Here is an 8,931-nt window from a genome sequence, read left to right as displayed (position 1 = left end):
GCGCCGGCCAGCGGCTGCGACGCCGCGTACTCCCGCCGGATCGACATCAGACCGGGCATCTCGTGCTCGGCCAGGGTGATCTCCTTGCGGCCGAACGCGGCCAGGGAGATGTCGGCGACCTTGAAGTCGGTGAATTCGGCGGTGGCGGTGGTGTCGGTGGACTGGCTGGGCATGGACTACTCCGGAGTGTGGGCGGCAGCGTGCAGCGTCAGTTGACGTTCAGGTTCTGGTGGATCTCTCGGGTCGCCGTGGAGCGGTTGAGGGTGATGTAGTGCAGGCCGGGCGCGCCCTCGGCCAGCAGCCGCTCGGCCATGGCGGTCGCGTACTCCACCCCGATGGCGTGGCCGGCGGCAGCGTCACCCGCCACCGCCTCCAGGCGGCTCGCGAGGTGTTCGGGGAAGTGGGCGTCGCTCAGCTCGGAGAAGCGGCTGATCTGCCGTACGTCGGTGGCGGGCATGATCTCGGGGATCACCGGGGTGAGACAGCCGACGGCGGCCAGCCGGTCGCGCAGCCGCAGGTAGTCCTCCACCTGGAAGAACATCTGCGTGATCGCGTAGTCGGCGCCCGCCCGGCACTTGGCGGCGAAGTGCCGGATGTCCTCGGTCCAGCCCGGTGAGCGCGGGTGGCGCTCGGGGAAGGCGGCCACGCCCACCGTGAAGTCGCCGAGCCTGCGGATCAGGCTGACGAGTTCGTGCGCGTGCGTGAAACCGTCCGGGTGCGGGGTCCACACCCCCTTCGGGTCGCCGGGCGGGTCACCGCGCAGGGCGAGGACGTCCCGGATCCCGGCGTCCGCGTACTGGCCGATGATGTGGCGCAGTTCGGCGACCGAGTGACCGACCGCCGTCAGGTGGGCCACCGGGCGCAGCGTGGTCTCGGCCGCGATCCGCTTGGTGACCTCGACCGTACGGTCGCGGGAGGAGCCCCCCGCGCCGTACGTGACGGAGACGAAGGACGGCGAGAGCGCCTCGATGCGCCGGATCGCCTTCCAGAGCGTGCGCTCCCCGGCCTCCGTCTTCGGCGGGAAGAACTCGAAGGAGAACGAGCGCCGTCCACTGGCCAGCAGCTCGCGCACGTCGGGACGGGCCGCGGGTACGACCGCGTTTGTGGACTGGGTCGCGGGCGGGCTCGCGGGCGCGGTCGCGGTCGCCGGGGGCGAGAGCGCCGGGTGCTGGGTGAGGACGGCTCCCATGCTCGATCCTTTCCGTTCTGTACGGGTCAGCGCGCGTTGAAGTACGAGGCTTCGGGGTGGTGGATGACGATGGCGTCGGTGGACTGCTCGGGGTGGAGCTGGAACTCCTCCGAGAGGTGCACGCCGATCCGCTCCGGCCGGAGGAGGTCGGCGATCTTCGCGCGGTCCTCCAGGTCGGGGCAGGCGGGGTAGCCGAGGGAGTAGCGGCAGCCCTGGTACTCGGTGCGGAACATGCCTGCCATGGACGTCGGATCCGATCCTGCGATGCCCAGTTCGGTACGTACGCGGGCGTGCCAGTACTCGGCGAGGGCCTCGGCGAGCTGGACGGAGAGACCGTGCAGCTCCATGTACTCGCGGTAGGCGTCGGCGGCGAAGAGCCGGGCCGTCTCCTCGCCGATCCTCGAACCGACGGTGACGACCTGGAGGCCGACGACGTCGGTCTCGCCGGAGTCCTCCGGGCGGAAGAAGTCGGCCAGGCACAGCCGGCGGCCGCGGCCCTGGCGGGGGAAGGTGAAGCGGGTCCGCTCGGAGCCGTTGTCGTCGAGGATGATCAGGTCCTCGCCCTTGGAGACGCACGGGAAGTACCCGTGCACGACGGCCGCTTCGAGCAGTCCGTCGGTGTGCAGCCGGTCGAGCCAACCGCGCAGCCGGGGCCGGCCGTCGGAATCGATGGTGTCGGCGTCCTTCAGACCCCACTGGCCCTTGAACAGGGCGGTCTCGTCGAGCCAGGACGCGTACTCCTTGAGCGGGATGCCCTTGACCACACGCGTGCCCCAGAACGGCGGGGCGGGCACCGGGTTGTCCACGACCACATCGGACCGGCCTCCCGGATCGGGCTCCGCCACCTGGAGGGCGGCCGTGTCCCGCTTGGCGACGCGGCGCTGCTTCAGAGGCGGCAGCTCGACTCCGGGGACTCCGCGCTTGACGCCCATGAGCGCGTCCATCAGGCGCAGGCCTTCGAAGGCGTCGCGGGCGTAGCGGACTTCGCCCTCATAGATCTCGTGGAGGTCCTGCTCGACGTAGGCGCGGGTGAGCGCGGCGCCGCCGAGGATGACGGGGTAGTCGGCGGCCAGCTTGCGCTGGTTCAGCTCCTCCAGGTTCTCCTTCATGATCACGGTCGACTTCACGAGGAGACCCGACATGCCGATGACGTCGGCCTTGTGCTCCTGCGCGGCCTCCAGGATCGCGGAGACCGGCTGCTTGATGCCGATGTTGACGACGTTGTAGCCGTTGTTCGTCAGGATGATGTCGACGAGGTTCTTGCCGATGTCGTGGACATCGCCTCGGACGGTGGCCAGCACGATCGTGCCCTTGCCCTCCGCGTCCGACTTCTCCATGTGCGGCTCCAGGTAAGCCACCGCGGTCTTCATGACCTCGGCCGACTGGAGCACGAACGGCAGCTGCATCTGGCCCGAGCCGAAGAGCTCACCGACGACCTTCATGCCCTCCAGCAACGTGTCATTGACGATCTCCAGAGCCGGGCGCTCGACGAGTGCTTCATCGAGGTCGGCTTCGAGACCGTTCTTCTCGCCGTCGATGATGCGGCGCTGAAGGCGCTCGTCCAGCGGCAGGGCGAGGAGTTCCTCGGCGCGGCCGGCTTTCAGGGACTTGGTGTTGACGCCCTCGAAGAGGGCCATCAGCTTCTGCAGCGGGTCGTAACCCTCGGCGCGGCGGTCGTAGATCAGGTCGAGCGCGGTGTTGACCTGCTCCTCGTCGAAGCGGGCGATCGGCAGGATCTTCGAGGCGTGGACGATCGCCGAGTCCAGGCCGGCCTTCACGCACTCGTCGAGGAAGACCGAGTTCAGCAGCACACGGGCGGCCGGGTTCAGACCGAACGAGATGTTCGACAGACCCAGCGTGGTCTGGACGTCGGGGTGGCGGCGCTTGAGTTCGCGGATCGACTCGATCGTGGCGATGCCGTCGCCCCGGGACTCCTCCTGACCGGTGCAGATCGTGAACGTCAGGGTGTCGATGAGGATGTCCGACTCGCGGATCCCCCAGTTGGTGGTGAGGTCCTCGATGAGGCGCTCGGCGATCGCGACCTTGTGCTCGACCGTCCGGGCCTGACCCTGCTCGTCGATGGTCAACGCGATCAGCGCCGCACCGTGCTCCCGCGCGAGGCGGGTCACCTTCGCGAAGCGGGATTCGGGGCCGTCGCCGTCCTCGTAGTTGACCGAGTTGATGACCGCACGGCCACCCAGCTTCTCCAGACCCGCCTGGATCACCGGGACCTCGGTGGAGTCCAGGACGATCGGCAGCGTGGAGGCGGTCGCGAACCGGCCGGCCAGCTCCTGCATGTCCGCGACGCCGTCACGACCCACGTAGTCCACGCACAGGTCGAGCATGTGCGCGCCCTCGCGGATCTGGTCCCGCGCCATCTCCACGCAGTCGTCCCAACGCGCCTCCAGCATCGCCTCGCGGAACTTCTTCGACCCGTTCGCGTTCGTCCGCTCACCGATCGCCATGTACGAGGTGTCCTGCCGGAACGGCACCGTCTGGTACAGCGACGCCGCACCCGGCTCCGGCTGCGGGGTCCGTGCGGTGACCGCCGCCCCGCGCACCCGATCGACCACCTGGCGCAGGTGCTCCGGGGTGGTACCGCAACAGCCGCCGACCAGCGAGAGCCCGTACTCGCGCACGAAGCCCTCCTGGGCATCGGCCATCTCGGAGGCCGACAGGGGGTAGTGCGCCCCGTCCTTCGTCAGCACCGGCAGGCCCGCGTTCGGCATGCAGGAGATCGGCACGCGCGCGTTGCGGGCGAGGTAGCGCAGGTGCTCGCTCATCTCCGCCGGGCCCGTCGCGCAGTTCAGACCGATCATGTCGATGCCCAACGGCTCCAGCGCGGTCAGCGCCGCACCGATCTCCGAGCCCAGCAGCATCGTGCCGGTGGTCTCCACCGTGACCGAGCAGATCAGCGGCACGGACATTCCGAGGGCGGCCATGGCGCGGTGGGCGCCGATGATGGCCGACTTCGTCTGGAGCAGGTCCTGCGTGGTCTCCACGATCAGCGCGTCGGCTCCACCCGTGAGCAGGCCCTCCGCGTTGACCTGGTAGGCGTCGCGGATCTGGTCGTACGTGATGTGGCCCAGCGTCGGCAGTTTCGTCCCCGGCCCCATGGAGCCGAGCACCCAGCGCTGCTGACCGGTCGAGGCGGTGAACTCGTCGGCGACCTCGCGGGCGATCCGGGCGCCCGCCTCGGACAGCTCGAAGTTGCGCTCCGCGATGTCGTACTCGGCCAGCGCCGCGTAGTTCGCACCGAAGGTGTTCGTCTCCACGCAGTCGACGCCCACCGAGAAGTACGCCTCGTGGACCGTGCGCACGATGTCGGGCCGCGTCACGTTCAGGACCTCGTTGCAGCCTTCGAGCTGCTGGAAGTCCTCCATCGAGGGGTCCTGCGCCTGGAGCATCGTTCCCATGGCTCCGTCGGCGACGACCACGCGCGTGGCGAACGCCTCGCGCAGTGCGTCGACCCGGTTCATGAGGTGCCTCCCCGCGGGCCCAGTACGGCTTCCAGCTGCTGCTCGGCGTCGCGCCCGTACACCGTCCGCACCGTGCGCAGCAGTTCGGCGTGGTCGGCTTCGTACGACTGCGAGCCGACGGCCCGCAGCACCAGCGCGGCCATCGCGCAGCCGAGGCGGGCGGCCGCCTCCAGCGGCAGGTCCTTGGCCGTAGCGGCGAGGAAGCCGGAGCGGAAGGCGTCCCCGACGCCGGTCGGGTCCTCGGCGGGGACGTCGGGGATGGCGTCCACGACGACGGCCGGGACGCCCTGGCGTTCGATGCGCACGCCCTTCGAGCCGAGGGTGGTCACCCAGGTGTCGACGCGGGCGAGCACCTCCTCCGCCGTCCACCCGGCGCGTTCGCGCAGCAGCGCGGACTCGTACTCGTTCGTGAAGAGCCAGCGGGCGCCCTCGACCAGGCTGCGCACCTCGTCGCCGGAGAGCCGGGCGAGCTGCTGGGAGGGGTCGGCGGCGAAGGGGATGCCCAGGGCGCGGCACTCCTGCGTATGGCGGACCATCGCCGCCGGGTCGTTGGGGGACACCAGGACCAGGTCCAGGGGGCCGCCGTCGGCGACGAGCCGCCGCAGGTCGATGTCGGCGGCCTCGGCCATGGCGCCGGCGTAGAAGGAGGCGATCTGGTTGGAGTCCTGGTCGGTCATGCACATGAAGCGGGCGGTCTGGTGGTCGGCGGAGACGTGCACCCCGCCGGTGTCCACACCGTGTTCCTTGAGCCAGACCTCGTACTCGCCGAAGTCCGGGCCCACGGCGCCGACGAGCAGCGGGGCGAGCCCGAGCACTCCGAGGCCGTAGGAGATGTTGGCCGCCACCCCGCCCCGCCGGACCTCCAGGGAGTCGACGAGGAAAGACAGCGAGACGTGTTCCAGCTGGTCGGGAAGGAGCTGGTCGACGAACCGGCCCGGAAAGGCCATGAGGTGATCCGTCGCGATGGATCCTGTCACCGCAATACGCACGGGTTCTCCTGGGGCGTGTCGGGCCGGGCTCTCGCTGTCGGCGGGGTGGGGCGGCGGCGGAAGGGGAGAAAGGGTGGACCGTCAGCGGGCGGCGGCGGCCTTGAGGGCTTCGGCGCGGTCGGTGCGCTCCCAGGTGAAGTCCGGCAGCTCGCGGCCGAAGTGGCCGTAGGCGGCGGTCTGGGCGTAGATCGGGCGCAGCAGGTCGAGGTCGCGGATGATCGCGGCCGGACGCAGGTCGAAGACCTCGGAGATCGCGGCCTGGATCTTGGTGATCTCGGTCTTCTCCGTGCCGAAGGTCTCGACGAAGAGGCCGACGGGCTCGGCCTTGCCGATGGCGTACGCGACCTGGACCTCGCAGCGCGAGGCGAGGCCGGCGGCGACCACGTTCTTGGCGACCCAGCGCATCGCGTAGGCGGCGGAACGGTCGACCTTCGACGGGTCCTTGCCGGAGAAGGCACCGCCGCCGTGGCGGGCCATGCCGCCGTAGGTGTCGATGATGATCTTGCGGCCGGTCAGGCCCGCGTCACCCATCGGGCCGCCGATCTCGAACCGGCCGGTCGGGTTGACGAGCAGGCGGTAGCCCTCGGTCTGGAGCTTGATGCCGTCCTCGGCGAGCTGGGCGAGGACGTACTCGACCACGTGCTCCTGGACGTCGGGGGCCAGCAGCCCCTCCAGGTCGATGTCGGCGGCGTGCTGCGAGGAGACGACGACGGTGTCGAGGCGGACGGCCGTGTCGCCGTCGTACTCGATGGTGACCTGGGTCTTCCCGTCCGGGCGCAGGTAGGGCAGCGTGCCGTTCTTGCGGACCTCGGAGAGCCGGCGGGAGAGCCGGTGCGCGAGGTGGATGGGGAGCGGCATCAGCTCGGGGGTCTCGTCGGTGGCGTAGCCGAACATCAGGCCCTGGTCGCCGGCGCCCTGCTTGTCGAGCTCGTCCTCATCGCCCTCCACCCGGTTCTCGTAGGCGGTGTCGACGCCCTGCGCGATGTCCGGGGACTGCGCGCCGATGGAGACGGAGACGCCGCAGGAGGCGCCGTCGAAGCCCTTCTGCGAGGAGTCGTACCCGATCTCCAGGACCTTCTCGCGGACGAGCTTGGCGATGGGCGCGTACGCCTTCGTCGTCACCTCGCCCGCTATGTGCACGAGGCCGGTGGTGATGAGGGTCTCCACCGCGACGCGCGAGGTCGGGTCCTCGGCGAGGAGCGCGTCGAGGATCGTGTCGCTGATCTGGTCGGCGATCTTGTCGGGGTGGCCCTCGGTCACGGACTCCGAGGTGAACAGACGGCGGGACATGTCACTCCTGGTGGTTGGGAACGGAGGGGACTGAGGGAGCTGAGGGGTCTGAGGGGTCCGGGGGCCGCGTCTGCGGCACGGCAGCCGAGGCGGAGGCGGCGGACGTGAAGCGCGGACTGCGCACCACGGCCGCCAGCGCACGGGCCAGCGTCCGCAGCGGGCCCGGGCCGCCGTCGGCGGCCCCGGCGATCGCGACGGGCGGTGCGGGCCAGCCGTGTGCGGCGACGCGTTCGGCGGCCTGCCGGGCGGCGTCGCCGGCTCCGGAGAAGCCGCCGAGCAGCACCGGTTCGCCCCGGGCGAGCGCGGGCCGCAGGGCCCGCAGGCACCGGACCGCGTCCTGCCCGTCGGGCGCGCTGCCCAGGGTGGCCAGGGCCTGCGGGCCGTCGTAGAGCTCGGGGAGCCCGTCGTAGCAGCCGGGCGGTGCACCCGGCGGCGGCAGCAGGCAGATCGTGCCCGCCCCGGGGCGGGCGGCCGCCCGCAGGATCCGCGCCGGAGCGGCCGGTCGGGGCCGTGCCAGGGGTACGGGCACGCCGTCGAGCAGCTCCAGCGCCCCGGCCACGTCCTGGGCGGTCCGCCCGTCGGGCAGGGAGCCGATCAGCATGGCGGCCTGGGCGAGCAGGGCGGCCGCGGCGGCGTCCGGGAGGCCGTCGCGGTCGTGGATGCCGGTGAGGAGGAGCCCGCCCCCGGAGTCGTGGTGGGCGACGAGGGTGAAGGGCACGGCGGCGTGCCCTTCGATCACCTCGGGCGCGTCGACCCGTACGCCCTCGGCGGCGAGTTCGTGCGCGACGGCGTCGAAGGCGGCGTCGGTCCCGTACCCCGGTTCGAGGACGACGAGGGATTCGACGGGCGGCGTGGCCTCCGTGCCGTCGTGCCGGCCCGCCCATTCCTCGATCTGGCCCGCGGACACCCATTCGTACGCCGCCCGGTCCAGTGCCTGCCCGCCGAGCTCCTCCAGCAGCAGCGTCAGCGGCGTCGAGGCGCGCATGCGCACCGAGAGCGGGAGCGAACTGCGCAGCGTTCCGGAGAGCAGCTCGGCGCCGGCGAGGCCGATGCCCCGGCCCGAGACGGCCGCGGAGAACGCGACGGGCACCGGGTCCGGGTGCCCGCCGTCGACGGCGGCCCGGTACAGCAGCAGCGCCCACACCGCGTGCAGGGCCGTCGACTCGCTCGCCCCCCGGCCGGCCGCCCAGGCCCGCAGCCGCTCGGCCTCGGACCGGGTGAGCCGTTCCCGGCTCCACCCGTGGCCGGACCGGTCCGGCTCTCCCGCGAGCGCGGAGCGCAGCGCGGGCAGGGTCGCGGACCCGGGCGGCGGGGCGGCCCGGGACCAGAACTCCCGGGCGGTGGAGGTGTCCTGACGGGCAAGCCAGTCAGCGTGGTCGCGTACGTCGGGACGGCGCTCGCCGCCCAGCGGGCGGCCGTCGGCGAGGTAGGCGCGCAGGAAAGCCCGCAGCAGCCCGCGCACGCTGCGCCCGTCGAGGAAGGCGTGGTGGTAGGTGAACAGGATCCGCGTGGCCCCGGGCGGCGCGGTCCCCTCCAGCAGCAGGATGCGCAGCTGCCCCGGCCGGCGCAGGTCGAACTCCCTCAGCCGCTCCTCCTGGACGAGGGTGTGCCAGTCGGCGCCGTCCGGGTGCGCGTGCGTGATCCGGGGCTCGACCCGCGGATGGACGGCCATCGCGGGCAGCCCGCCGGCGGGGTCGGCGAGCGCGGTGCGCAGGGCGGCGTCCGAGTCGTGGAGCGCCTGCCAGGCCGCGGTGAAGCGGGCCGCGTCCAGGGGCCCGTACCAGCGCACCAGCAGCTGCCCGGTGTGGACGCCGGCGCCCGGGCGGACCAGCGTGTCGAGCAGCAGGTCCCGTTGGAGGGCCGAGGCGGGGACGGGCAGCGGGCGCGGGCCGGTGCCCGTGCGGAAGCTCTGGCGAGCCGCGCTCATCGCGTTCATTCCTCCTCTCCTGTCGGGATTCCTGCCGGTTTTCCTGTCGGCGCGTGG

General features: G+C 71.8%; 6 protein-coding genes. All 6 read right to left on the bottom strand.

Translation table 11 applies throughout. The annotated features are described in order from the left end of the window. On the bottom strand, window positions 1-173 hold a 173-nt coding region (locus tag ACFYZL_RS32080), incomplete at its 3' end, for an adenosylhomocysteinase (RefSeq protein ID WP_388683846.1). Between the two features lie 35 nt (window positions 174-208). After that, window positions 209-1,189, bottom strand: coding sequence for a methylenetetrahydrofolate reductase [NAD(P)H] (metF, locus tag ACFYZL_RS32075; protein WP_384759380.1), 981 nt, complete (start codon window positions 1,187-1,189; stop codon window positions 209-211). A gap of 26 nt (window positions 1,190-1,215) precedes the next feature. Continuing rightward, window positions 1,216-4,668, bottom strand: coding sequence for a methionine synthase (gene metH / locus ACFYZL_RS32070; RefSeq protein ID WP_388683839.1), 3,453 nt, complete (start codon window positions 4,666-4,668; stop codon window positions 1,216-1,218). Beyond that, window positions 4,665-5,657: a carbohydrate kinase family protein gene (locus tag ACFYZL_RS32065; RefSeq protein WP_384759035.1), complete on the bottom strand. Its 993-nt coding sequence runs from the start codon at window positions 5,655-5,657 to the stop codon at window positions 4,665-4,667. Before ACFYZL_RS32065 ends, metH begins: the two co-directional genes overlap by 4 nt. 81 nt (window positions 5,658-5,738) lie before the next feature. Next, window positions 5,739-6,947 (bottom strand): methionine adenosyltransferase, encoded by a 1,209-nt coding sequence (gene metK / locus ACFYZL_RS32060; RefSeq protein WP_388683836.1) that lies wholly within the window; start codon window positions 6,945-6,947, stop codon window positions 5,739-5,741. A 1-nt stretch (window position 6,948) separates the two neighbouring features. Then, window positions 6,949-8,874 (bottom strand): condensation domain-containing protein, encoded by a 1,926-nt coding sequence (locus ACFYZL_RS32055; RefSeq protein ID WP_388683834.1) that lies wholly within the window; start codon window positions 8,872-8,874, stop codon window positions 6,949-6,951. Window positions 8,875-8,931 lie beyond the last annotated feature (57 nt).

This window comes from Streptomyces sp. NPDC001717, from assembly GCF_042892775.1.
In the GTDB taxonomy this organism is placed as follows: domain Bacteria; phylum Actinomycetota; class Actinomycetes; order Streptomycetales; family Streptomycetaceae; genus Streptomyces.
Note: the sequence above shows the minus strand (reverse complement) of the source record. Positions and strands in the feature narration are given on the sequence as shown.

Excerpts from the sequence above, each read along its gene's own strand:
- metF (WP_384759380.1), bottom strand. The coding sequence starts at position 1,189 with ATGGGAGCCGTCCTCACCCAGCACCCGGCGCTCTCGCCCCCGGCGACC.
- metH (WP_388683839.1), bottom strand. The coding sequence starts at position 4,668 with ATGAACCGGGTCGACGCACTGCGCGAGGCGTTCGCCACGCGCGTGGTC.
- metK (WP_388683836.1), bottom strand. The coding sequence starts at position 6,947 with ATGTCCCGCCGTCTGTTCACCTCGGAGTCCGTGACCGAGGGCCACCCC.
- ACFYZL_RS32055 (WP_388683834.1), bottom strand. The coding sequence starts at position 8,874 with ATGAGCGCGGCTCGCCAGAGCTTCCGCACGGGCACCGGCCCGCGCCCG.